The organism is Sphingopyxis microcysteis (genome assembly GCF_012274265.1).
GTDB classification, from domain to species: Bacteria; Pseudomonadota; Alphaproteobacteria; order Sphingomonadales; family Sphingomonadaceae; genus Sphingopyxis; species Sphingopyxis microcysteis.
The window spans coordinates 1,433,575-1,456,777 of record NZ_JAANYY010000002.1 but is presented as its reverse complement, the minus strand read 5'-3'; the positions used below and the strand labels follow the sequence as shown (position 1 = coordinate 1,456,777).

Sequence of the window (23,203 nt, the reverse complement as noted above, 5' to 3'; positions counted from 1 at the left end):
GTCAGTCCTGCCAGGGACCGATTTCGCCGACGTCGCCTATCGACCGAAAGCGCACGGCATCGTCGACCCATGCCACTTCCCACATCGGCGCGGGGCGCAGCCATTCGCCGATCACGAACAGCGGCACGCGGTGCGCGGTGACGAACGCCAGATCGCTCGCGCTGGGGCCGGGGACGGGGGTATCGTAACGCTGGCGCAGCCGCACGACCGCGACGATGTTCGGCGGCGGTGCGGGCAGCGACTGGCGCGCCGGAAAGCCGGTACTGATCGCGATAATCGGGAACCCCTTGTCGTCGCGCGCGATGAGCAGCACCTTGTCGGCGCTGGCGATCGGGCCGCCGACCGGACGCCCGGCTACCTTGCGCGCGGCAATTGCGACGAATTCGCGCACGTCGGTGTCGGCGATCGGTGCGAGCGCCGCGGTGGTCGGCGGCGCAGGCGCAGGGTCGGTGGCGAGCGCCGCGGCAAATAGCAGCCATGCGATCAATGCGCTTCGCCCCAGCTCTTGCCGACACCGATTTCGACGTCGAGCGGCACCGACAGCGTCAGGGCCGGTTCGGCAGCGCCCATCATCACGGTTCGGATGACCGCCCCCGCGGCCTCCGCCTTGTCCGCAGGTGCTTCGAACACCAGTTCGTCGTGGACCTGGAGCAGCATCTTGACGTCGGACAGCCCTGCATCGGCGAGCGCCGCGGGCATGCGCGCCATCGCGCGTTTGATGAGGTCGGCGCTGGTTCCCTGGATTGGTGCGTTGATCGCGGCGCGTTCGCTGCCCGCGCGCTCGTTCTGGCTCGCCGCCTTGATGCGCGGGAACCAGGTTTTGCGCCCGAACAATGTCTCGGTGTACCCCGTCGCCCGCGCACTTTCGAGCGTGTCGGTGATATAGTCCGAAATCCCGGGGAAGCGTTCGAAATAGCGCGCGATCAGCGCCTGCGCCTCGTCGGGCGTGATCTCGAGCCGCCCCGCCAGTCCCCACCGCGAAATGCCGTAGAGGATCGAGAAATTGACCGTCTTGGCCTTGCCGCGGGTGTCGCGGTTGCTTTCCCCGAACAATTCGATCGCGGTCGCGGCGTGAATGTCCTGCCCCTGCGCAAAGGCTTCCTTAAGTTCGGGGACATCGGCCATATGCGCGGCGAGGCGCAGCTCGATCTGGCTATAGTCGGCGGCGATCAGGACGTGGCCCGGCGCGGCGATGAAGGCGTCGCGGATCTGGCGCCCGGTTTCGGTGCGGATCGGGATGTTCTGCAAATTCGGATCGGTCGACGAGAGGCGCCCGGTCTGCGCGCCGACGAGGCTGTAGCTGGTGTGGACGCGTCCGGTCGTGGGATTGATCTGTTGCTGCAGCGCGTCGGTATAGGTCGATTTCAGTTTGGACAGCTGGCGCCATTCGAGGATTTTGCGCGCGATTGGCACGCCGTCGCGTTCAAGCCGTTCAAGCTCGTTCTGGTCGGTCGACCAGTCGCCCGACTTGCCCTTGCGCCCGCCTTTCAAACCGAGCTTGTCGAACAGGATTTCGCCGAGCTGCTTCGGGCTGCCGATCGCAAAGGGCTGGCCCGCGAGCTCGTGAATCTCGCCCTCGATCCGCAGCATTTCGGTGGCGAATTCGCCCGACAGCTTCGCCAGATAGTCGCGATCGACCATGATTCCGGCGCGTTCCATGCCCTCGATCACCGCCGCCAGCGGGCGGTCGACCATCTCATAGACGCGCGTGCCGCCCTCGATCGGCAAGCGCAGCTTGAGCAGCTTCCACAGCCGTAGCGCCACATCGGCATCCTCTGCGGCATATTCGGTCGCGCGGTCCAGCTGCACCTCGGCAAAGCTGATCTGCGATTTGCCGGTGCCGCATACATCCTTGAATGACAGGCAGGCATGGTCGAGGTGGAGCTTGGCAAGTTCGTCGAGCCCGTGCTGATGCTTGCCCGCGTCGAGCGCGAAGCTCATCACCAGCGTGTCGTCATAGGGCGCAATGGTGACGCCATGCTGCGCGAGCACGCCGATGTCATATTTAAGGTTATGCCCGACCTTCAGCACCGCATCGTCAGCGAACAGGTCGCCGAGCCGCGCGAGTGCGTCACCCATTACAATCTGCTCGGGCTTTTCGGCGAACATGTCGGTGCCGCCGTGGCCGAGCGGGATGTAGCACGCCTTGCCGGGCGCGGTCGCGAGGCTGACCCCGACGAGGCGCCCGGTGACGCTGTCGAGACTGGCGGTTTCGGTATCGACTGCAACGACATGCGCGGCGCGCGCGTCGGCAATCCAGCGGTCGAGCGCGTCGAGCGTCGTCACCGTTTCATAAGCCGAGCGGTCGATGGGCGGCATCGCGGGCAGGGTCGGCGTCGATGGCGCACCATTTGCAGTCGGTGCGGCCGCGGCAGCAGCGCGCGGCAGGGTCGGCGGGCCGCCCGGCGTCGCGCCAAGGTCGAGCTTGGCCGACAGCGAGCGGAAGCCATGCTCGTCGAGAAACGCCTTGAGCGGCAGCGGCGGAATCGCGCCGAGCTTGAGGTCGTCCAGCGCATCGGGCAGCGGGCAGTCGCGCTTCAGATCGACCAGCACGCGCGACAATTCGGCCATCGCGCGATGTTCGATCAGATTGTCGCGCAGCTTGCTGGCCTTCATCGTCTCGGCGCCGTCGAGCGCCGCGGTGAGGCTGCCATATTCCTGGATCAGCTTGGTCGCGGTCTTCGGCCCGACCCCGCGCACCCCGGGGACGTTGTCGACGCTGTCGCCCATCAGCGCGAGCACGTCGCCGACGAGATCGGGGGTGACGCCGAATTTTTCGTTCACCGCATCAAGCCCGAGGCGGACATTCTTCATCGTGTCGAGCATGTCGACGTGCGGCCCGTCGGCAGGCTCACGGATAAGCTGCATCAGATCCTTGTCCGACGAAACGATGGTGACGTCCCAGCCTTCGCGCACCGCGGCTTCGGCATAGGAGGCGATCAGATCGTCGGCCTCAAACCCCTCCATCTCGATACATGGCAGCGAAAAGGCGCGCGTCGCGTCGCGGATCAGCGGGAATTGCGGCCGCAGATCCTCGGGCGGTTCGGGGCGGTTGGCCTTATACTGGTCGTAAATTTCATTTCGGAACGACTGGCTGGAGTGGTCGAGAATGACCGCCAGGTGCGTCGGCCCGTCGGCGTCGTGCAGGTCCTTGGCCAGTTTCCACAACATCGTCGTATAGCCATAGACCGCGCCGACCGGCACGCCGTGCGGATTGGTCAGCGGCGGCAGGCGGTGATAGGCGCGGAAGATGTAGCTGGAGCCATCGACCAGATAGAGATGATTCTTGTCCGACATGGCGGCGGTGTAGCAGCGGCGGGCAGGGCGGCCTAGGGCAAGGTTCCCGCTTTCTTCTCCGTCACGCGGCGAGCGAAGGCCACCGTGCGATCGAGGGCTTGCTTGCCCGCGGTGCTGTCGAGATCGAACTGATATTCATGGCCGAGCGCCGGGACATGATCCTTTGCGAAGAACAAGGTTTCGACGGGCGCTCCTGCGCTTTTCAGGCTGTTTGCCAGCCGTTCGGACTGGCCGAGCAGCGGGTCGCCATTGCCTGCCGTGATGAAGGCGGGCGGAAAATCGGCGGTCACATGATCGGGCAGCGCCATGAGGCGGAATTGCGGATCGTCCATCGCGTCGCGCTTGCCGCCATAGGCCCAGACGACGGCGCGCAGGAACGGGCCGAGCGTGCCGTCAAGGTTCAGCATCGTGACGTCGTGCGCCCCGCAAAAGAGGATGGCGCCCTTGATCCGCTCTGGTCCGACCGACGGCGCGATGCCGACCGCCTTTGCATAGGCGGGGTTGGTCGCAATCGTAGCGACTTGTGCCGCGATCTGCGCGCCGGCGCTGTCGCCGCCGATCAGGATCCTGTCGGGATCGACACCGTAGCGGGCCGCGTTGGCGGCCACGTAGCCGAGTGCCTTGTTGGTCTGCCGGATCGGGGTGGGATAGCGCGCGTCGGGGGCGATCGTATAGTCGACGGTGATCGTGACGAAGCCCTGCGCGGCCAGAATCTTGAGATATTCGGCGACGATATGGCGGTTGCCCGATACGAAACCGCCGCCATGCACCCAGACGATGGCAGGCCGCGCGCCCGATGCAGCCTTGGGCCGAAAAATGTCGAGCAGCGCGTCGGGATCGGCAGGATCGTAGCGGATCGCGGCGAGCGTCTCGACATCGGACGGTACTTTGGGAAGCAGCTTTGCGCTGGCCGCGTCCGAGCCCGAATCGAACAATGCGCGGATCGCCCAGATCGCGGGCTGCGGCGTGATGTAACTGACGGTCAGCCACAGCGCGGCCACGACCGCGACAAGGCCCAGTATGATGCGAATGAACCAGCGCAGCATGGCGCGTCCTCTTCGTCGGGTTCAGTCTTTCGTTCGCGGCAAGGGCGGCAGGTCGAAATGCATCACGTCCTCGCGCACGCCGAGCCTGGTGTATAACGCAACCGCGGGATCGTCGCCATAGTCGGCCTGCACAAACACCGCCCAGGCACCGATGTCGGCGGCGATATGCTGAAGTTCGGCGATCAGCGCGGTGGCGATGCCGTGGCGACGGTGCGCCGCATTGACCGCGAGATCGTAGAGATAGATTTCGCTGCGCGCCGCTTCGAGTTTGGGGAGGTCATAAGCGGTGAGGCCGCCGACGATGCAGCCGTCGGCCTCGGCGACGACAATGATGATTGCATCTTTGGCGAGCTGGCGGGCGAGCCAGTCATCGTCGGGCCGGTCGTGTCGATAGGTGTCGTGATCCTCGAATGCGTCGGCATAGAGAGCGTTGAGGTCGCGGGCGGCTTCGATGTCGCCAAGGCCGAGACGGCGGACCTTCATCGCGCCCGCCATCGTTCGATCGCCTGCCAGCCGAGCCATGCGGCAAGCGGCACGCCAATCGCTCCCAGCATCAGCAATTCGGTCGATGTCCGCTCGACCGCCGCGGCGCCGATCGCGGCATAGACGACGCCGACCCCCAGATTGCCGAGCGCCACGGCGAACAGAAAGTGCCCAAATGCCATTCCGGCAATCCCTGCGGCGATCGGGGTCATCTCGCACAAAATGGGGACCGGGCGCGATACGATCAGCACCACCGGGCCCGCGCGTTCGGCGATCCGGTGCGCGCGCTCCAGATCATCGGCGCCGAGCAGCCGCGCGGCAAGCGGACGCGCCCCCCAGCGACCGAGCGCATAGCCCGCAGTGCTGCCGCCCATCAGCCCCAGCCAGATGACGAAGGTGCCGAGGGCAAAGCCAAAAGCGGCGCCAGCCAGCGTATTGGTCACCCCGTTCGGTACGGGCAGGAAGACGTCGAGCGTCAGCGCGGCGACGATCAGCGCGGCGGCGGCAAAGGGGCGTTCGTCGGCCGCCGCCAGCACCCGGTCACTGATCGCGATAAATTCTTCGCGAAAGATCAACGGCACGCCGACGACGATCGCCAGCAGGCCGATGATCATCAGCCAGCGTCGCAGCAGGGAAGGGCGTTCTGCCATGCCCCCCGTCTAGCGCGTCAATCGCGATAGTCGATCGTCAGCCGCGCCGCCGCCGCGACCGCAGCGGCGCGCGCGTCGTCGGTCGTGCCGTCGGCGACGCGCGCGAGCGTGACGCCCATGCGGCGGTACGGGCGGGTCACCGGCTTGCCGAAGATGCGGGCGTCGATCGCGGTTGCGGGGCTGGGCGGGATGAGTGCGTCGGCCAGCCCGCTGATCGCGAAATCGCCGGCGTCGCGGTCGGCGAGCAGTACCGCGCTCGCGCTGGCATCGGGGACCGTGATTTTCGGGATCGGTAAGCCGAGAATGGCGCGCGCGTGAAGGTCGAATTCGGACAGCGACTGCGAGATGAGCGTGACCATGCCGGTGTCGTGCGGGCGCGGGCTGAGCTCGGAGAAGATGACCGTGTCGCCCTTGACGAAAAACTCGACGCCGAAAATGCCGTGGCCGCCAAGGGCATCGACGACCTTGGTCGCCATATCCTGTGCGCTGGCCAGTGCGGCCTTGGACATCGCCGCGGGCTGCCAGCTTTCGCGGTAATCGCCGCGCTCCTGGCGGTGGCCAATCGGCGGGCAAAAGGTCACGCCATCCTGGTGGCGGACGGTGAGCAGGGTGATCTCATAATCGAAGTCGATGAACGCCTCGGCAATCACCCGCAGACGGTCGCCGCGCATCCCGGCGGCGGCATAGTCCCACGCCGCGTCGATACCGTCCGCGTCCTTGACCGTGCTCTGGCCCTTGCCCGATGATGACATTACCGGTTTGACGACGAGCGGAAAGCCGATGCGCGCCGCGGCCGCGTGCAATTGCTCGCGGGTTTCGGCATATTCGAAGGTCGAGGTGGTGAGCGCGAGTTCGCTGGCCGCAAGGTCGCGGATCGCGTCGCGGTTCATCGTCAGCTGCGCGGCGCGGGCCGACGGGACGACATGATAGCCGTCGGCTTCGACCTCGGCGAGGATTTCGGTGCGGATCGCCTCGACCTCGGGGACGATATGGTCCGGACGATGCTTTTCGATCGCGCCGCGTAATGCATCGCCGTCGAGCATCGAAAAGACTTCAAAGGCGTCGGCAACCTGCATGGCGGGCGCGCCTTCATAACTGTCGCATGCGATGACGCGGCAGCCGAGCCGCTTTGCGGAAATGACGAATTCGCGGCCCAGCTCGCCCGAACCGAGCAGCAGGATGGTGGCGGTGGGGGTCATGGCAGGGCTCCGCTACAGGAAATTCGCCCTGCCTCTAATCGCAGTCGCCAGGATTCGCCAGCGCGCCGGTCGTCATTCCGGCCAGCGCGCCGTGTCGTGGTCGGGGTGCTGGTGGTTGCTCGTCCTGATGGCATCGACGTAGGCGGCCATGGTTTCCTCGGTGGTACCCTCGGCGTTGATCGGTAGATGTTCGAACAGCGGCAGCTGGCCCTCGACCCCGAACTGGACGCGCGGCGGGAATTGCGCCGGGTTGTCGAACGAGCCGGTGGTGAGGTTGATATGCTTGCTGTCGTGATAGTCATAGGTCAGCGGGGTGCCGCAGTCGCGGCAGAAGCCGCGCGACGCCTTATCCGAACTGGCGAAGGTCGCGGGTGCGCCGCGCGTCCAGCGGATCGCGTCGCGCGGGACGCCGATCAGCGCGATGAAGAAATTGCCCGCTGCCTTCTGGCACATCCGGCAATGGCAAATGTGCGAGGTGTCGAGCACCGCGGTGACATGATAGCGCACCGCGCCGCACTGGCAGCCGCCCGAGGCCTGGGTTTCGATCCGGTCCATGCCGGGATGCTATCAAGGGCGGCGCAGCCTCGCAACCGCGCCGCCCTTGATCATCACGCGCCGAAGCGGTCGATCACCTCGGTCAGCGGGACATGGCCGCGGAACGCGCCGCTTCCCGCCACGCTGTCGCCGCTTTCCAGCGCAGTGGCAAAGATCACCGCAGGGTCGGCCTCCAGCCGCGCGCGCAAGGCGGCAAGCTTTGGCCAGCGTGCCGGTTCGGCAACCTCATGAAACTCCAGCCACCGCGCGACGCCGATGAACAGCGCGTCGGCCAGTGTCGGGCGGTCGCCCACCAGAAAGGGGGTATCGCCCACCATCGCCTCGAGCTTGTCGTGGCGCCCGATGACCGCTTCCTTGCCAAATTCGCGCATCGACGCCTGCATGGCCGGGCGCGGTGGGTCCATTTCGAGCGCCACCCACAGCGGGCTGAACGCGCCGGTGAAGCCGCTGTTGATGAATGCCATGATCTGGCGCATCCGGTCGCCGTCCGCCGACAGCGGGTCGGGGCTGATCCGCCGTTCGGTATCGCGCGCGGCGAACCAGTGCGCGATCGCCATCGTTTCGGTCAGCACCCTGCCGTCATCGGTGACCAGCGCGGGCGTTTCATGCCGCGCGTTGATGCGGGCATAGGACGGCTCGCGCATTTCGCCGAGCATGTCGACGCGGCAGAGGCGATAGGGTTTGCCCAGCCATTCGAGGGCCGCAACAAGGCCCATGGAACTTCCCAGCGGGAAGCCATAGATAAGGATCGGTTCCAAGATATTGCTCCATCTTCTTGAGGGGAGCTGCGCAGCGATTTGCGATATAGGGCGTCCGTTTCGTGCGTAAATTACGCACCTTTTTGTAACCATGAGGGTCGTGATGAAGAATCTGGTCTCGCGCTGTCCGATCGAGGAAGTGATGCAGCTTTTGAGCGGCCGTTGGCCGACGTTGCTCATCTATTATCTCAGCGACGGAACGAAGCGGTTCAGCGATCTCCAGCGCGACAATCCGACGATTTCGCACAAGATGCTGACGATGGAACTGCGCAAGCTGGAAGATGCCGGGATCGTGCGGCGCACCGAATTCGAGGGCTATCCGCGCCGCGTCGAATATGACCTGACGGCGGACGGCGAAAGGCTCGTCCCGCTGATCGACGCGCTGGGCGACTGGTGGGACGGGGTCAACGCCGCGACGGACGCACCGGCCGATCAGGCAATCATGATCTAGTGCAACGGCCGTGTGTGGCCGATTGCGCGGAAGCTGCGTATGGGGGCGGCCAGGGACAGTGGGAGGATGTTACATGCTGGATAATCTACCGCAGTTGTTGTTGCGGCATCGCCGTGCCGTGGGCTTGGTCGCGATCCTGATCGCGGCCCTGACCTGGGCGGTCGATCTGACCGGTCTTGTCTACGCATGCCCCTATTGCCGCAGCCAGCGCACGGTGATCGGCCTGCTTGGACTTTTGTTGATGCTGCCCAATCCGGCGCATTGGCTGGTGCGTTACCTCTCAGCGGTTTTTGCGGTGTTTGGGGCGTCCGTTGGCGCTACCCAGCATTTTCAGGGTTGGATGCGCATCATGCGCGGCGAGTTCGAATGGGGCGAACAATGGTATGTCAACGCGTGGATACTGTCGGGCTTTGCCCTGTTCATCATCGTTGGCCTGCTGCTGCTGATCTGGAGCTGGCGGCCCAATGCGCCTGCCACGGCCTGATCGTTCAGGCGGTCACTCCCACTCGATCGTCCCCGGCGGCTTTGACGTATAGTCGTATACCACGCGATTGATGCCCTGCACCTCGTTGATAATGCGCGTTGCGCAGCGGCTCAGGAAGCTGGCGTCGAAGGGGTAGATATCAGCGGTCATGCCGTCGGTCGAGGTGACGGCGCGCAGCGCGCAGACATGGTCGTAGGTGCGCCCGTCGCCCATCACGCCGACGGTCTTGACGGGCAGCAGCACCGCGAACGCCTGCCAGATCGCATCGTAGAGACCGGCATTGCGGATTTCTTCGAGATAAACCGCGTCGGCTTTGCGCAAGATGTCGCAGCGGTCCTTGCTGACTTCGCCGGGAATACGGATCGCGAGGCCGGGGCCGGGGAAGGGGTGGCGACCGACGAAGATGTCGGGCAGGCCGAGTTCCTTGCCGAGCAGGCGGACCTCGTCCTTGAACAGCTCGCGCAAGGGTTCGACCAGCTTCATGTTCATGCGTTCGGGCAGGCCGCCGACATTGTGGTGGCTCTTGATCGTCACGCTCGGCCCGCCGGTGAATGAAACCGATTCGATGACGTCGGGGTACAATGTGCCTTGCGCCAGGAAATCGGCACCGCCGATCTTCTTCGCTTCTTCCTCGAACACGTTGATGAATTCGGCGCCGATGAACTTGCGCTTCTTTTCGGGGTCGGTGACGCCCGCGAGGCCCGCCATGAAGCGCTCCTCGGCATCGACGACGACGAGCGGGATATTGTAATGGTCGCGGAACAGCGTTTCGACCTGGCTACGTTCGTTCATGCGCAGCAGGCCGTGGTCGACGAAAACGCAGGTGAGCTGTTCGCCGATCGCTTCGTGGATCAGCACCGCCGCGACCGCGCTGTCGACCCCGCCCGACAGGCCGCACAGCACGCGCTGGTCGCCGACCTGCGCGCGGATTTCGGCGATCTTGGTGGCGCGGAATTCGGCCATCGTCCAGTCGCCGCTGCACCCGCAAACGTGGCGGACGAAATTGGCGATCAGCTTGGCGCCGTCGGGGGTGTGGACCACTTCGGGGTGGAATTGCGTGCCGTAATAGCGGCGCTCGTCGTCGGCGATCAGTGCGAAGGGGGCGCCGTCGCTGACCGCGACGATACGGAAGCCGGGGGCGAATTCGGTCACCTTGTCGCCATGGCTCATCCACACCTGATGCCGCTCGCCGACCTGCCACAGCCCGTCGAACAGCACACAGGGTTCGGTGACGGTCAAGAAGGCGCGGCCGAATTCGCCGTCGCGCTCCCCATCGACACCGCCGGGTTCGACCCGTCCGCCCAGCTGCTGGCTCATGACCTGCTGGCCGTAACAGATGCCGAGGATGGGAAGGCCGCTGTCGAACACCGACTGCGGCGCGCGCGGGCTGCCGTCGGCGGGAACCGATGCGGGGGATCCCGACAGGATCACGCCTTTTGGCTGCATTCGCTCGAGTGCGGCTTCGGCCTGGGTGAAGGGGACGATCTCGCTATAGACCCCTGCTTCGCGGACCCTACGGGCGATGAGCTGGGTCACCTGACTACCGAAATCGATGATCAGGATCGATTCACCGGTATCGGAGCGGGGCGCGGCGGATGTGTCTGGAGTCGGCATGGCTGGCCGATAAGGGCAGCGCGCCATGCTGTCCAGCGGTCGATATCGCCCGTTGGTGGAACGCAACTGGCCTCGACACATTGTTGCGACAATTGCGACATAAATGAACCCGCCACAAAGACGCGCGTCAGCAAGGGTTCAGTCCGGTCGCGCCAAAAAAGAAGCAAGAAAAAACAGAAGGCTCTCCCCCAATGACCCATGCCCACCTCTCCCTTTCAGCGCGCGCGCTGTTGCTGACCGCGAGCGCCGCGCTCGCCTGGCCCGCCATGGCCGAAACCGATGCGATGCCCGCCAGTGCCGCGGTGACGGCGATCGCCGACCAGCCATCGGCGCCGGTCGTCAGCGCGTCGAGCGACCCCGAAGATGAATATGAAGAGATCGACGGCGACGAAATTGTCGTGACCGCGCCGCGCCTTGCCGGGCAGCTGGAAACCGACATCAAGGCCGAGGCCGAGCTCGATGAAGCGGCGATCGCCAGTTATGGCGTATCGAACGTGTCGGAGCTGCTCGAGGCGCTGGCGCCGCAGACGCGCTCGGGCCGTGGGCGCGGCGGCGGGCGACCGATCATCCTGATCAACGGACGCCGCATCGGCGGCTTTGGCGAAGTGCGCAACCTGCCCCCCGAGGCGATCGCCAAGGTCGAGATTTTCCCTGAAGAAGTCGCGCTGCAATATGGCTATTCGGCCGATGAGCGCGTCGTCAACATGGTGCTCAAGCCCAATTTCCGGCAGGTCGCGGTCGAGGCCGAAGGCGGCGTTCCGACGCAGGGCGGGCGGTTCCAGAGCGAAGTCGAGGGCAGTTTCCTGGCGATCGGCGAAAATGGCCGGGTCAACGTCAACGCGGGCTGGGAGCAGTCGACGATGCTCACCGAAAACGAGCGCGGTCTTGGCCCTGCGACGCGCAGCTTGTTGCCCGAAAGTGATACCTATCTGATCGATGCGACGATCCAGCGCAGCCTGAACAAGGTCACCGATGCGTCGATCAACCTGCGGCTGGACCAGACCGACAGTCTGTCGTTCCTTGGTCCTGTCGTCGCGGGCGGCGATGTGCCGCTGGAACGTGACAGCCGCAGCCGCAATCTGACGACGACCGCCAGCGTTAACGGCATGCTCGGCGATTGGCGCTGGTCGCTGTCGGGCAATTATGGCGACGCCGATCAGCGCACCTTCACCGACCGGGTGACCGGCGCGCGCGACCGCTTCGACAGCAGCCAGCAAAGCTTTGGCGGCAGCGCGAACCTGTCGGGGACAGTGACCGAGGGCTGGGCCGGGCCGATCCGCCTGTCGATGACCGGCAGCTATTCGGGATTGCGTTTCGACAGCCAGTCCGAACGATCGGGCGTGGTCACCACCACCGATCTGGGACGCGATACGCCCAGCGTGTTCGGCTCGCTGACGCTGCCGCTGCTCGATCCCGAATATGAGGTCGGCAACATCGGCCGGATGTCGCTGACGCTGAGCGGTCAGGTCGCCAATCCCAGCGATTTCGAGGCGCTCAAAAGCTGGGGGGCGAGCCTCAACTGGGGCGTGACCGACAATCTGTCGCTGATCGCTAGCTTCAACAATGACGAGGCGGCACCCGGCATCCAGCAGCTCGGCGCGGCGCCGCTGGTGACGCCCGGGGTCACCTATTATGATTTTGCGACCGGGCAGACGGTGGAGATTACGACGACGACCGGCGGCAATCCCTTCCTGCTTGCCGAACAGCGGCGCGACCTGAAGCTGGGGCTGAACTGGGAAGTCCCGATGGTCGAAGGCCTGCGCCTGTCGGTCAATTACAATCGCAACAAGAGCAACGACACCGCGAACAGCCTGCCGCTGCTGACGCCCGAGATCGAGGCGGCGTTTCCGGGCCGCGTGACGCGCGACGCCAATGGTGTGTTGATCGCGCTCGACCAGCGGCCGGTGAACTTCGACCAGGTCGAAAATTCGCAGATCCGCTGGGGCTTGAACTTCGGCAAAAGCTTTGGCCAACCCGATCAGGCTGGACGCCCCGGTGGCGGCCCGGGCGCAGGTGCGGCAGGCCCGCGCGGCGCTGGTGGTCCGCGGATGGGTGGGCGCGGCGGGCGCGGCGGCGGTGGGCCCGGCGCGATGTTTGGCGGCGGTCCGCAGGGTGGTCGCTGGTCGGTGTCGCTATATCACACCTATAAGCTGACCGACACGATCCTGATCCGCCCGGGGGTGCCCGAACTCGATTTGCTCGACGGTTCGGCGACCGGCAGCGGCGGCGGCAGCAACCGCCACCTGCTCGAACTCGACGGCGGGCTGTTCTACAAGGGGCTCGGCTTTCGCCTGAGCGGCAAATATGACAGCGGCAGCACGGTGACCGGCGGCACTGCAGGCGACCTCAACTTCGGCGATCTTGCGACGTTCAACCTGCGCTTTTTCGCCGACCTCAATCAGGTGCCGAAGCTGACCGAGAAGCTGCCGTTCCTGAAGGGATCGCGCCTGCGCCTGTCGATCGACAATCTGTTCGATGCACAGCGCAAGATCACCGATGCGAATGGGGTGGTGCCGCTGAATTATCAGCCCGGCTATATCGACCCCTTGGGCCGCTACATCGAGCTGGAGTGGCGCAAGACGTTCTAGGCGGGCGCCCCCGCGGCACCGAAGGTGAATTCGGACGCCGCAACGCCGGGTACGAAGGTCAACGCCTGTACGAACTGGGCGGTGCAGCTTGTCCAGCTGTAGCGCGCACCCAGCGCGGCGGCATCGGCGCGGTCGCAAGTCAGTGCGGTGTCGATCGCGCGGCCTAGATCCTCGTCGAGCGCTCCGGCGCCATCGCGGATGATGTCGCCGGGGCCGGGAACGGGAAAGGCGGCAACGGGCGTCCCGCAGCTCAGTGCTTCGATCACCACCAGCCCGAAGGTGTCGGTGCGGCTGGGGAAAACAAACACGTCGGCGCCCGCATAGGCCGCCGCGAGCGCTTCGCCGCCGAGTTTGCCGAGGAACAGCGCGCCGGGGTGTTGCGCCTGAAGCGCAGCAAGCGCAGGTCCGTCGCCGACGATCACTTTCGTGCCCGGGCGGTCGATGTCGAGGAACGCCCCGATATTCTTCTCGACCGCGACGCGACCGACGTAGAGCTGGATCGGGCGCGGCAGACCGGCATAAGCGGGGTGTCCGGCGTGGTCGGGACGAAACAGATCGTGATCGACGCCGCGTTCCCACATCATCGTCTGCTCAAGTCCCTGTTCGGCGAGTTCGCGCGCCAAGTTGCGCGTCGCGACCATGATGTGCCGCGCAGGGCGGTGGAACCGGCGGATGAAGCGCCACACGAATGCGGGGGAGAGGGGCAGCCGCGCCGCGACATATTCGGGAAAGCGCGTATGATAGGCGGTGGTGAAGGGAAAGCCGTGCTTCAGGCACCAGCGCCGCGCCGCCAGTCCCAATGGCCCTTCGGTCGAGATATGGATCGCCTGCGGGGCGAAGGCGCGAATGTGCCGACCGACCTTGCGCCACCCCGCCATCGCGAGGCGGATTTCGGGGTAGGAAGGGCAGGGGATCGACCGGAACAGGTCGGGCGAGACGACCGCGACCTCATGCCCCGCCTTGCGCAATTCGGCGATCGTGGCCTGCAAGGTGCGGACGACGCCGTTGACCTGCGGCTCCCAGGCGTCGCTGACGATGAGGATCCTCATGCGGCGCGCGCCGGTGCTGGCAGTTCCAGCACCGCCGGGACCGCGCGCGCGGCGACCTCTTCGGCCCAGTGCAGGATTTCCATGCGCCCATCATGATGCTCGACCAGCGCGGTGCAGCCTTCGACCCAGTCACCGTCGTTATAATATTCGGTGCCCTCAATCTCGCGCATTTCGGCGCTGTGGATATGGCCGCACACGACGCCATCGACCCCGCGCGAGCGGGCAGCGTGGGCGACGACTTCCTCGTAGCGACCGATGAACTGGACGGCGTTCTTGACCTTGTGCTTGGCGACCATCGACAGCGACCAATAGGGCAGACCGAGCTTGCTGCGCACCGCATTGACGACGACGTTGCACTTCATCAGCGCGGTGTAGGCGGCGTCGCCGACGAAGGCGAGCCAGCGGTGCGCGAGCATCACCGCATCGAATTCGTCGCCATGGACAACCAGTAGTTTTCTGCCATCGGCGGTTTCGTGGATCGCTTCGCGGCGGATTTCGACCCCGCCGAAATCGAAGCCGTCGAACGGCTTGACCATCTCGTCATGGTTGCCGGGGACATAGACGACGCGGGTTCCGCGCTTCGCGCGTTTGAGTACGCGCCAGACGACGTCATTATGCTCGGGCGGCCAGAAATGCCGCTTCTTGAGCCGCCAGCCGTCGATGATGTCACCGACGAGGTACAGCGTTTCGCAATCGACATGGTCGAAGAAGTCGATCAGCATCGCGGCGTTGCAACCCCGGGTGCCGAGGTGGATGTCGCTGACCCACACGCTGCGATAGTTGCGACGCTCGCCGATCACGCGCTCGGGAATATGCGGGTCGGCTGTAAAGGGGTCGGCAAAACGGGCGGGGATCGGCAGGGTCGAGATCGAGGCCATGTCATGCTCCGTGGCAGCCTTAGCTGCTCACGGGCTAGACAGGAGTTTTGTGACACTGTGCGATTCAAACCCGCGTCGGTTCGGCGACGGTTTGGCGGCGGTTTTGTGACGGCTTTGGCTAGTCCCACCTCGTCATTGCGAGGAGTCGAAGGCGACGCGGCAATCCAGAATAGGCGTAAACCGCTCTGGATTGCTTCGCTACGCTCGCAATGACGAGATGTATGGCGTTAAGTCCGCCGGATCACCAAATTCCTGATCTCGCTCATGTCCTCGATCGCAAAGCGCACGCCCTCGCGTCCCAGCCCCGAATCCTTGACCCCGCCATAGGGCATATTGTCGACGCGGTAGCTCGACACGTCGTTGACGACGATGCCGCCTACGTCGAGATGATCCCACGCCTCCAGCACCTTCTGGATGTCGCTGGTGAACAGCCCCGCCTGAAGACCGAACTTGCTGTCGTTGACCTCGGCCAGCGCTTCGTCCCATGTGGCGAATTTCGACAGCACGACGACTGGCCCAAAGGCTTCCTCGACGACGACATCGGCGTCCGCGGGGACATTCTCCAGTAGTGCCGCCTCCAGCATATTTCCCTCGCAACCGCCGCCCGCGAGCAGCGTTGCACCCGCGGCGACCGCATCGTCGATCCAGCCCTTCAGCCGCTGCGCTTCCTTGACCGAAATCATCGGCCCGATGAAGGTGTCGCGCAGCTTCGGATCGCCCGATTTCAGCGTCTTGACCTTCGCGGTGAGCATGTCGCGGAACTTGTCGTAAATATCTGCATGGATGATCACGCGCTGCACATGGATGCAGCTTTGCCCCGACTGGTAATAGCCGCCAAAGATGATCCGCGCGAGCGCATGGTCGAGGTCGGCGTCCTTGTCGACGACCACCGCGGCGTTGCCGCCGAGTTCGAGCACGACCTTTTTCTTGCCCGCCTTCGCCTTCAAATCCCAGCCGACGCCGGGGGAGCCGGTGAACGACAGCAGTTTCAACCGCTCGTCGGTGGTGAACAGGTCCGCCCCGGCGCGGCTTGCGGGCAGGATGCTGAACGCGCCTGCGGGCAGGATATCGCATTCGGCGAGCACCTCGCCCATGATGATCGCGCCGAGCGGGGTCAGCGACGCGGGTTTCATCACGAACGGACAGCCGATCGCGATCGCCGGGGCGATCTTGTGCGCCGCGAGGTTCAATGGAAAGTTGAACGGCGAGATGAAGCTGCACGGGCCGATCGGCACGCGTTTCCACATCCCCATATAGCCCTTGGCGCGCGCCGAAATATCGAGCGGTTGCACCTCGCCATAATTGCGCGTCGCTTCCTCGGCCGCGATGCGGAAGGTGTCGATCAGGCGCGTGACTTCGCCCTCGCTGTCGGCGATTGGCTTGCCCGCCTCGACACACAGCGCATAGGCGAGCTCGTCGAACCGCTCCTGAAAGCGCTGAACGCAGTGCAGCAGCACGTCGCGTTTCTCATAGCTTGCAAGCCGCGCCATCGGCTCGGCGGCGCGCACGGCACCCGCGATCGCTTCGTCGATGACGTCGGGGGTCGCCAGCGCGGTGCGGAAGGCGACCTCGCCGGTGAACTTGTCGATCACCTCAAGGTCGGTGTTCGGCTGCGCCGCCTTGTTGTTGAGATAGAGCGGATAGACGTCTTTGAGCTTCATTTTTACCTCTCCGCACCCCGGCGAACGCCGGGGTCCAAGGCTAGAATGCGCAACGGTGGCGCAGGGGCGCTCTGGGCCCCGGCGTTCGCCGGGGAACAGCAAGCGGCGGGCTACATCTCTTTCGATATCCGCTTGATGTCGATGTTCAAGATCTGATCATTCTCCGAATAATCGACCGGGCAATCGATCAGGTGCACTCCCGGCGTATCGCGCGTGTGCGCCAGCAGTTCCTTGAGATGCGCGGCGCTTTCCACCCGGTGGCCGTGCGCGCCATAGCTTTCGGCATATTTGACGAAATCGGGGTTGCCATAGGTCAGCCCCCAATCCTTGAAGCCCATATTCGCCTGTTTCCAGCGGATCATGCCATAGCTGTTGTCGTTGAGGATCAGCACCGTCATGTTGAGCCCGAGCCGCACCGCGGTTTCCATCTCCTGGCTGTTCATCATGAAGCCGCCGTCGCCGCATACCGCCATCACCTTGCGGTCGGGATAGACCATCGCCGACATCATCGCCGACGGCAGCCCGGCGCCCATCGTCGCGAGAGCATTGTCGAGCAGCACCGTGTTCGGGCGATAGGCGGTATAGCCGCGCGCGAACCAGATTTTATAGACACCATTATCGAGGCAGATGATGCCGTCGTCGGGCATCGCGTCGCGGATCGACTGGACCAGATGCGGGGGAAAGATCGGGAAACGCTCGTCCTTCGCCAGCGGCGCGGTATGGTCGACCTCGCCTTGACGATAGGCGAGCATATGGTCGAATTTCCAGCTGCCGCTGGGGACGATATCCTCCTTCATCTGCCAAACGGCGTTGGCGATGTCGCCGATCACCTCGATATGCGGGAAATAGACCGGATCGACCTCGGCGGTCTTGCTCGAGATGTGGATCACGGTCGGGCCATCTTCCTTCATGAAGAAGGGCGGCTTTTCGATCACGTCATGGCCGAGGTTGACGATGCAGTCCGACGCTTCGACCGCGCGGTGGACGAAATCGCCCGCCGACAGCGCGGCGCAGCCGAGGAACTTGGGGTGCCGCTCGTCGATCACGCCCTTGCCGAGCTGGGTGGTGAGGAAGGGGATGCCGGTCTTTTCGATGAACTGCAGCAACATGCGGCTCGTCATCGTCCGGTTGGCGCCCGCGCCGATGACGAGCACCGGGGATTTTGCATTCTCCAGCGCCTTCACCGCTTCGCGGATCGACTTGGTATCGGCGTTGGGGCGGCGCGAATGGCTGCGTTTCAGCGGGCGTGAATCGGTGTGTTCATCGGCAATATCCTCGGGCAATTCGATATGCACCGCGCCCGGCTTTTCTTCCTCGGCCAAGCGGAATGCCTCGCGCACGCGGCTCGGAATATTATCCGACGACGCCATCTGATGGGTGAATTTGGTGATCGGCGACATCATCGAACAGACGTCGAGAATCTGGAAACGGCCCTGTTTCGATTTCTTGATCGGCTTTTGCCCGGTGATCATCATCATCGGCATGCCGCCGAGCTGCGCGTACGCGGCCGCGGTGACGAAGTTGGTGGCGCCGGGGCCGAGCGTCGCGAGGCAGACGCCGGTCTTACCGGTGTGACGGCCATAGGTTGCCGCCATAAAGCCCGCGCCCTGTTCGTGTCGGGTCAGGATCAGCTTGATCTTGGTCGACCGCGACAGGCTGTCGAGAAAGTCGAGGTTTTCCTCGCCCGGAACGCCGAAGATATATTCGACGCCTTCTTCCTCCAGACATTCGATGAACAGGTCGGATGCTTTTTTCATGTGACAGTCGCCCCCTCAGCCGCGCACCGCCATCGGTGCAGCCCCAAGCCATGCTGGCGACCCACAGCATGATTATTCGGTGCAGCGGCGCTCGTCGTCAGGCCGCGAGTCCCTGCTGCTCCGGGGCCAGTTTGTAACGACGGGGGAGGGGGTTGTCACCCATCCCGTGGACGCCCCATTTTGCATCAATCCACGTCGAACAGCCCCGCCAGCTGCTCGACCATCGTGCCGCCCAACTGCTCGGCATCCATGATCGTCACCGCGCGGCTGTAATAGCGGGTGACATCGTGGCCGATGCCAATCGCGCACAGTTCGACCGGCGAGCGGTTTTCGATCCAGTCGATCACCTGGCGCAGATGCTGGTCCAGATAGGCGCCGTGGTTCACCGACAGGGTGCTGTCGTCGACCGGCGCGCCGTCGCTGATCACCATCAGGATGCGGCGTTCCTCGGGGCGGCCGATGATGCGCTGGTGCGCCCACATCAGCGCCTCGCCGTCGATATTCTCCTTGAGCAGCCCCTCGCGCATCATCAGACCCAGCGACTTGCGCGCGCGGCGATAGGGTTCGTCGGCGGGTTTGTAGATGATGTGGCGGAGGTCGTTGAGGCGGCCGGGATGCGCCGGGCGGCCCGCGGCCAGCCAGTCCTCACGGCTCTGTCCGCCCTTCCACGTCCGCGTCGTGAAGCCCAGGATTTCGGTCTTCACGCCGCAGCGTTCGAGCGTGCGCGCCAGGATATCGGCGCTGATCGCGGCGATGCTGATCGGCCGCCCGCGCATCGATCCCGAATTGTCGATCAGCAGCGTGACCACCGTATCGCGGAAGTCGGTGTCGCGTTCGATCTTGTAACTCAGCGACTGGCCGGGCGAGACGATGACGCGCGCCAGCCGCGCGGCGTCGAGCTGGCCCTCTTCCTGGTCAAAATCCCACGCGCGGTTCTGCTGCGCCATCAGGCGCCGCTGCAACCGATTGGCGAGCTTTGTCACCGCGCCCTGCAGATGCTGCATCTGGGTATCGAGATAGGCGCGCAGCCGCGTCAGCTCGTCGGCATCGCAGAGTTCGGTCGCGAGGATGATCTCGTCATGCTTGTCGGTGAAGCGCAGGTAATTGAAATCGGGGATGTCGCTCGGCAGGCGGTTGGGGCGCACGGGCAACATGCCCTCATCGCCTTCGCCGCCCATTTCGGGTTCGCCGTCGGCTTCCATTTCCTGCGCATCGGGATCGCTGTCGCCGTCGTCAGCCTGATCGCCCGCCATTTCGGCGCGGGCATCGACCTGGCTTTCCCCGGCGCCGCCGTCTTCGCTTTCCTGCTCGTCTTGGCTTTCCTCGGCTTCGCTCTCATCTTCTTCGCCGCCGTCCTCGCTGCCTTCCTCCAGCGGTTCGTCGCTGTGGATCAGGTCGAGGTGGCGCAGCGCGAGCTTGGCGGTTTCAGCGAATGCCGCCTGATCGTCGAGCAGCATCGACAGCGCGGTCAGATCGCCGCCCGCTTCCTTGTTGATCCATTCGCGCACCAGCGACAGGCCGGTCTCGGTCCCTTGCGGCGCCTGCGCGCCGGTGAGCGCCTCGCGCAGCATCAGTTCAAGCGCGCTCGACATCGGGACATCGTCACGGCCCTGCGCGCGCGAAATCGGGTCGCTGCGCATCCGCATCGCGAGGCTTGCCGACAGGTTGGCGCGCATCCCGTCCATATGGCGCGCGCCCAGCGCCTCGATCCGCGCGCGTTCCATCGCGTCGAACGCCGCGGCAGCGAGCGGTTCGGTAGGGCGCGCCGCCGCGTGCAGCTTCTCGCTGTGATGCTTCATCCGCAGCGCATAGCCATCGGCAAACCCGCGCGCTTCGGCGACCTGATCCGCCGGAAGCGTGCGCGACGGCGTCGGCACCTTGATCGCTTTGCCGATCTGCGCCGGGGCATCGGCGGTAAAGCCGACCTCAACCTCGGCGTCGCGGGTAACGGCGCGCGCAACGCTGGACAGCGCGGCCTTGAAATCTTCGAGAGGCGATTGGGCGGTCATTGAGTCGGCTCTAACCAGCTTTGGCCGTCGAAGGAAATCCCTTTCATCGTCACCCCGGACTTGATCCGGGGTCCATGCTTCATCGGCGTAATGGACCCCGGATCAAGTGCGGGGTGACGAAGGTTGAGTGGGTGAGGGCGTAGCTTTGCTCGCTTGACCCGGCTCGGCAAGGGTTGCATTCGGCAACCTATGACCTCCCCCACCACTTCTCCCATGCGCCGCCCCTGGATCGTCATCCTTTGCGCCGCCTTCATCGTCACGCTGGCGATGGGGGTGCGCCAGTCGTTCGGGCTTTTCCTGCCGCAGATGAGCGTCGATATCGGGATCAGCCGGTCGGATTTCGGGCTGGCGATGGCGCTTCAGAACCTGCTGTTCGGGCTGGTCCAGCCCTTCGTCGGCGCACTGGCGGACAAGCATGGCGCGGGGCGCGTCGTGCTGGTGGGGGCGCTGCTCTATGCGTTGGGGCTGATCGGCGCGGCGTTCGCGACCGACGCGATCGGACTGCATTTCAGTTTCGGTATCTTCATCGGCATGGCGCAGTCGGCGACGACCTTTGTCGTCGTGCTGGGCGCGGTGGGGCGCGTCGTCAGCCCCGAAAAGCGCAGCAGCGCGTTCGGCATCGTCACCGCGGGCGGATCGCTTGGCCAGTTCCTGGTCGTGCCGCTGGCGTCGATCCTGCTCCGCGACATCGGCTATCACGAGACGCTGTGGATCATGGCGGGGCTGGTCGCGCTCTGTGGACTACTCGCGATCGGGGTCGCGGGGCGGACCGATGGCGGGCCGGGCGTCGCGGCCGAGGTCGAGCAGACGGCGCGCGAAGCGCTGCGTGAGGCATCGGTCCATCGCGGTTTCTGGCTGCTCAATGCCGGATTTTTCGTCTGCGGGTTCCACATCGCGTTCATCGCGACGCATCTGCCCGCCTATCTCGACGACAAGGGGCTGGGGATCGAGATCGGAGCGCAGGTGCTGGCGCTGGTCGGGCTGTTCAACATCCTCGGCTCCTATGTGTTCGGCCGCGCGGGCGACGTGCTGCGGCAGAAATATGTCCTGTCGGCGCTCTATACCGCGCGCTCGGCGGTGATCGCGCTGTTCCTTTTCGTTCCGCTCAGCCATGCGAGCGCGCTGGTGTTTGCCGGGGCGATGGGCTTTCTGTGGCTTGGCACCGTGCCGCTCACCAGCGGCATTGTCGGGCGTATCTTCGGCATCCGCTATCTCTCGATGCTCTATGGCATCGTGTTCCTGAGCCACCAGGTCGGCAGCTTTTTCGGCGCGTGGATGGCTGGACTGATCTTCGACGCCACCGGCAGTTATGATATCGCCTGGGGTTTTGCGATCGCGCTGGGGGTCTTTGCGGGGCTGGTTCATCTGCCGATTGCGGATGCTCCCGTCAGGCGGCTGCAACCAACATGAAATGGGCGCGACAAGACGCGGTCGCGCTGGGGCTGTTCGCGGTGATCGCGGTGGGCGGCTTGTGGCTGTGGCGCGGCGAAGGGCCAGCCGTCTGGCTGACTGACTTTGCCATCATGTGCGGATTTTAGGGCGCAGCAGCCAACGGCACGCGATTGCAGATCGCCTCGTCATCAGGCTTCGGCTCCGCCGGGTCGGGAAGCAGCCGGAACACATGCGCCAGATGCGTTGCCACCCGGTCGGGCCGCGCGCGCTTGTCCGCCACCACATCGACAAAATCGCGGCACGCGACCGCGCTGCGCAGGAAATTGCTGTGCCCCGTGGTCGTGCGCGACACGTCGGTGGTATCGACAACGGTCAACCCGGGCACCGATGTCGGGTAGCAGCGCACCGGCAACCCCTTGGCCTTCAGATCGGCGGCCTCGAACGGGTTGAAGCAATAGGGCGACCCGAGCCGCGGATAGCCGTGTAGCGCGCGCGACGCGGCGAGCGCCTTGTCGGCGTGTGAGACGTAAACGGTGATCCGCCGGTTGTTGGCGACGCGGCGCGGGGCCAGCACTTCTTCCTCGATATCGCGTTCAAAGGTTTCACGGTCGATGTCGGGCGATGCCAGGATGACGTTGGAGATGTTGCTGCTGTCGGCGCTGCTCGACGTGCGGTCGACATAGGCGATGGCCGGGATCACCAGCCGCGCGCCCAGCGAGTGCGAAACGACGACGATTTCCTTGACCCACGGCCGTTCGGCGAGCGTCTTCAGGAAATCGCGGAAATTCCGGACGTCGTGGTACATATTGGTTTCGTCGACCGCATAGCTCAGCACCTCGCCCTGCGACGGCCAGCTATATTCGATCACCGGCCCGTCGAAACCGGTCATCCGCGCGATCTGCGCGGCGTCTTTCGACGTCGTCTCGAACGTCTCGCGATAGCCATGCACATAGAGCAATACGCGGCCCTGGCGGCGGTCGGTTTCGGCCTGCAACGCCGTCCACCAGTCGGCCGAAGCCTGGAACGCCATGGGCGTGCGCAGCCTCTTCTTGCCGCCGACCTCGCTTTCGCGCGGCACGGCAAAGCGGCCATAACGGATCGTGTCGCCGCGGTGACGGAGCAGGCGGATGTCGTCGGTGCGGCAGTCGGGCAGGCGGCTCGTCGCGAAAAACAGCGGCAAGGCGTCGCCATCGACCACCGCACCCGGCTGCGCGGTGCAGCGCGGATCGGCGACATAGTCGGCATGGCGGACGGGGCCGTAATCGACCGCGGCGATGCTGCACCCAGACAAAGCCAGCGCGGTTGCGGCCACCAACAGGCGGCGCGGCATCG

20 protein-coding genes are annotated in these 23,203 nt (G+C 65.0%); 5 read left to right on the top strand and 15 right to left on the bottom strand.

Annotation, left to right across the window (positions count from 1 at the left end):
- Position 1: 1 nt before the first annotated feature.
- The 8 genes from G9408_RS06960 to G9408_RS06925 form a co-directional block, all read right to left on the bottom strand.
- Complete coding sequence (locus G9408_RS06960; protein ID WP_168453247.1) at positions 2-487, bottom strand: hypothetical protein; 486 nt, start codon at positions 485-487, stop codon at positions 2-4.
- Positions 484-3,297 carry a DNA polymerase I gene (polA, locus tag G9408_RS06955; RefSeq protein WP_168453246.1) on the bottom strand — a complete coding sequence of 938 codons (2,814 nt, stop codon included), beginning with the start codon at positions 3,295-3,297 and terminating at the stop codon, positions 484-486. The genes G9408_RS06960 and polA overlap by 4 nt, the downstream gene beginning before the upstream one ends.
- A gap of 32 nt (positions 3,298-3,329) precedes the next feature.
- Positions 3,330-4,343, bottom strand: a complete 1,014-nt coding sequence (locus tag G9408_RS06950) for an alpha/beta hydrolase (RefSeq protein ID WP_168453245.1) — start codon at positions 4,341-4,343, stop codon at positions 3,330-3,332.
- A gap of 21 nt (positions 4,344-4,364) precedes the next feature.
- A complete protein-coding gene (locus tag G9408_RS06945; protein WP_408021864.1) occupies positions 4,365-4,838 on the bottom strand; it encodes an AAC(3)-I family aminoglycoside N-acetyltransferase in 474 nt (157 codons plus the stop codon).
- A complete protein-coding gene (locus tag G9408_RS06940) occupies positions 4,823-5,476 on the bottom strand; it encodes a TVP38/TMEM64 family protein (protein WP_168453244.1) in 654 nt (217 codons plus the stop codon). The genes G9408_RS06945 and G9408_RS06940 overlap by 16 nt, the downstream gene beginning before the upstream one ends.
- A 17-nt stretch (positions 5,477-5,493) precedes the next feature.
- Positions 5,494-6,675 (bottom strand): formate-dependent phosphoribosylglycinamide formyltransferase, encoded by a 1,182-nt coding sequence (purT, locus tag G9408_RS06935; protein ID WP_168453243.1) that lies wholly within the window; start codon positions 6,673-6,675, stop codon positions 5,494-5,496.
- Between the two features lie 72 nt (positions 6,676-6,747).
- Positions 6,748-7,230 carry a GFA family protein gene (locus tag G9408_RS06930; protein WP_168453242.1) on the bottom strand — a complete coding sequence of 161 codons (483 nt, stop codon included), beginning with the start codon at positions 7,228-7,230 and terminating at the stop codon, positions 6,748-6,750.
- Between the two features lie 53 nt (positions 7,231-7,283).
- Positions 7,284-7,988, bottom strand: coding sequence for a glutathione S-transferase family protein (locus tag G9408_RS06925; RefSeq protein WP_168453241.1), 705 nt, complete (start codon positions 7,986-7,988; stop codon positions 7,284-7,286).
- 103 nt (positions 7,989-8,091) lie between these two features.
- On the opposite strand from G9408_RS06925, the gene G9408_RS06920 reads away from it, so the two are divergent.
- The gene (locus G9408_RS06920) at positions 8,092-8,439 is read left to right on the top strand and encodes a winged helix-turn-helix transcriptional regulator (protein WP_168453240.1); all 348 of its coding nucleotides are present in this window, start codon (positions 8,092-8,094) and stop codon (positions 8,437-8,439) included.
- A gap of 124 nt (positions 8,440-8,563) precedes the next feature.
- Positions 8,564-8,923 carry a hypothetical protein gene (locus tag G9408_RS06915; RefSeq protein ID WP_210423193.1) on the top strand — a complete coding sequence of 120 codons (360 nt, stop codon included), beginning with the start codon at positions 8,564-8,566 and terminating at the stop codon, positions 8,921-8,923.
- Between the two features lie 12 nt (positions 8,924-8,935).
- Here the strand turns inward: G9408_RS06915 and guaA are convergent, their stop codons facing one another.
- Positions 8,936-10,537, bottom strand: a complete 1,602-nt coding sequence (gene guaA / locus G9408_RS06910) for a glutamine-hydrolyzing GMP synthase (protein WP_168453238.1) — start codon at positions 10,535-10,537, stop codon at positions 8,936-8,938.
- 191 nt (positions 10,538-10,728) lie between these two features.
- Between guaA and G9408_RS06905 the strand changes: the two genes are divergently transcribed.
- Positions 10,729-13,125, top strand: coding sequence for a TonB-dependent receptor plug domain-containing protein (locus G9408_RS06905; protein ID WP_168453237.1), 2,397 nt, complete (start codon positions 10,729-10,731; stop codon positions 13,123-13,125).
- Here G9408_RS06905 and G9408_RS06900 read toward each other — a convergent pair.
- From G9408_RS06900 to cobT, 5 genes are all read right to left on the bottom strand, one after another.
- Positions 13,122-14,174: a glycosyltransferase family 4 protein gene (locus G9408_RS06900; protein WP_168453236.1), complete on the bottom strand. Its 1,053-nt coding sequence runs from the start codon at positions 14,172-14,174 to the stop codon at positions 13,122-13,124. The two genes, G9408_RS06905 and G9408_RS06900, sit on opposite strands and share 4 nt — an antisense overlap.
- Positions 14,171-15,052, bottom strand: coding sequence for a UDP-2,3-diacylglucosamine diphosphatase (locus G9408_RS06895; protein ID WP_168453235.1), 882 nt, complete (start codon positions 15,050-15,052; stop codon positions 14,171-14,173). The genes G9408_RS06900 and G9408_RS06895 overlap by 4 nt, the downstream gene beginning before the upstream one ends.
- Before the next feature lie 227 nt (positions 15,053-15,279).
- On the bottom strand, positions 15,280-16,713 hold the full coding sequence (locus G9408_RS06890; RefSeq protein ID WP_168453234.1) for an aldehyde dehydrogenase family protein: 1,434 nt from the start codon (positions 16,711-16,713) through the stop codon (positions 15,280-15,282).
- Between the two features lie 110 nt (positions 16,714-16,823).
- Positions 16,824-18,470: an acetolactate synthase large subunit gene (locus G9408_RS06885; protein WP_168453233.1), complete on the bottom strand. Its 1,647-nt coding sequence runs from the start codon at positions 18,468-18,470 to the stop codon at positions 16,824-16,826.
- A 185-nt stretch (positions 18,471-18,655) separates the two neighbouring features.
- Positions 18,656-20,479: a cobaltochelatase subunit CobT gene (gene cobT, locus G9408_RS06880; RefSeq protein ID WP_168453232.1), complete on the bottom strand. Its 1,824-nt coding sequence runs from the start codon at positions 20,477-20,479 to the stop codon at positions 18,656-18,658.
- A gap of 213 nt (positions 20,480-20,692) precedes the next feature.
- Between cobT and G9408_RS06875 the strand changes: the two genes are divergently transcribed.
- Both G9408_RS06875 and G9408_RS16640 read left to right on the top strand, forming a co-directional pair.
- The gene (locus G9408_RS06875) at positions 20,693-21,889 is read left to right on the top strand and encodes an MFS transporter (RefSeq protein ID WP_210423192.1); all 1,197 of its coding nucleotides are present in this window, start codon (positions 20,693-20,695) and stop codon (positions 21,887-21,889) included.
- On the top strand, positions 21,886-22,017 hold the full coding sequence (locus G9408_RS16640; RefSeq protein WP_268932531.1) for a hypothetical protein: 132 nt from the start codon (positions 21,886-21,888) through the stop codon (positions 22,015-22,017). Before G9408_RS06875 ends, G9408_RS16640 begins: the two co-directional genes overlap by 4 nt.
- Here G9408_RS16640 and G9408_RS06870 read toward each other — a convergent pair.
- Positions 22,014-23,201 carry an alpha/beta hydrolase gene (locus G9408_RS06870; RefSeq protein ID WP_168453230.1) on the bottom strand — a complete coding sequence of 396 codons (1,188 nt, stop codon included), beginning with the start codon at positions 23,199-23,201 and terminating at the stop codon, positions 22,014-22,016. The two genes, G9408_RS16640 and G9408_RS06870, sit on opposite strands and share 4 nt — an antisense overlap.
- Between the last annotated feature and the right edge of the window lie 2 nt (positions 23,202-23,203).

Excerpts from the sequence above, each read along its gene's own strand:
- G9408_RS06870 (WP_168453230.1), bottom strand. The coding sequence starts at position 23,201 with ATGCCGCGCCGCCTGTTGGTGGCCGCAACCGCGCTGGCTTTGTCTGGG.
- G9408_RS06875 (WP_210423192.1), top strand. The coding sequence starts at position 20,693 with ATGCGCCGCCCCTGGATCGTCATCCTTTGCGCCGCCTTCATCGTCACG.
- cobT (WP_168453232.1), bottom strand. The coding sequence starts at position 20,479 with ATGACCGCCCAATCGCCTCTCGAAGATTTCAAGGCCGCGCTGTCCAGC.
- G9408_RS06950 (WP_168453245.1), bottom strand. The coding sequence starts at position 4,343 with ATGCTGCGCTGGTTCATTCGCATCATACTGGGCCTTGTCGCGGTCGTG.
- G9408_RS06890 (WP_168453234.1), bottom strand. The coding sequence starts at position 16,713 with ATGAAGCTCAAAGACGTCTATCCGCTCTATCTCAACAACAAGGCGGCG.
- G9408_RS06920 (WP_168453240.1), top strand. The coding sequence starts at position 8,092 with ATGAAGAATCTGGTCTCGCGCTGTCCGATCGAGGAAGTGATGCAGCTT.
- G9408_RS06945 (WP_408021864.1), bottom strand. The coding sequence starts at position 4,838 with ATGGCGGGCGCGATGAAGGTCCGCCGTCTCGGCCTTGGCGACATCGAA.
- G9408_RS06905 (WP_168453237.1), top strand. The coding sequence starts at position 10,729 with ATGACCCATGCCCACCTCTCCCTTTCAGCGCGCGCGCTGTTGCTGACC.
- G9408_RS16640 (WP_268932531.1), top strand. The coding sequence starts at position 21,886 with ATGAAATGGGCGCGACAAGACGCGGTCGCGCTGGGGCTGTTCGCGGTG.
- G9408_RS06885 (WP_168453233.1), bottom strand. The coding sequence starts at position 18,470 with ATGAAAAAAGCATCCGACCTGTTCATCGAATGTCTGGAGGAAGAAGGC.
- G9408_RS06895 (WP_168453235.1), bottom strand. The coding sequence starts at position 15,052 with ATGGCCTCGATCTCGACCCTGCCGATCCCCGCCCGTTTTGCCGACCCC.
- G9408_RS06940 (WP_168453244.1), bottom strand. The coding sequence starts at position 5,476 with ATGGCAGAACGCCCTTCCCTGCTGCGACGCTGGCTGATGATCATCGGC.
- polA (WP_168453246.1), bottom strand. The coding sequence starts at position 3,297 with ATGTCGGACAAGAATCATCTCTATCTGGTCGATGGCTCCAGCTACATC.
- G9408_RS06930 (WP_168453242.1), bottom strand. The coding sequence starts at position 7,230 with ATGGACCGGATCGAAACCCAGGCCTCGGGCGGCTGCCAGTGCGGCGCG.
- purT (WP_168453243.1), bottom strand. The coding sequence starts at position 6,675 with ATGACCCCCACCGCCACCATCCTGCTGCTCGGTTCGGGCGAGCTGGGC.
- guaA (WP_168453238.1), bottom strand. The coding sequence starts at position 10,537 with ATGCCGACTCCAGACACATCCGCCGCGCCCCGCTCCGATACCGGTGAA.
- G9408_RS06900 (WP_168453236.1), bottom strand. The coding sequence starts at position 14,174 with ATGAGGATCCTCATCGTCAGCGACGCCTGGGAGCCGCAGGTCAACGGC.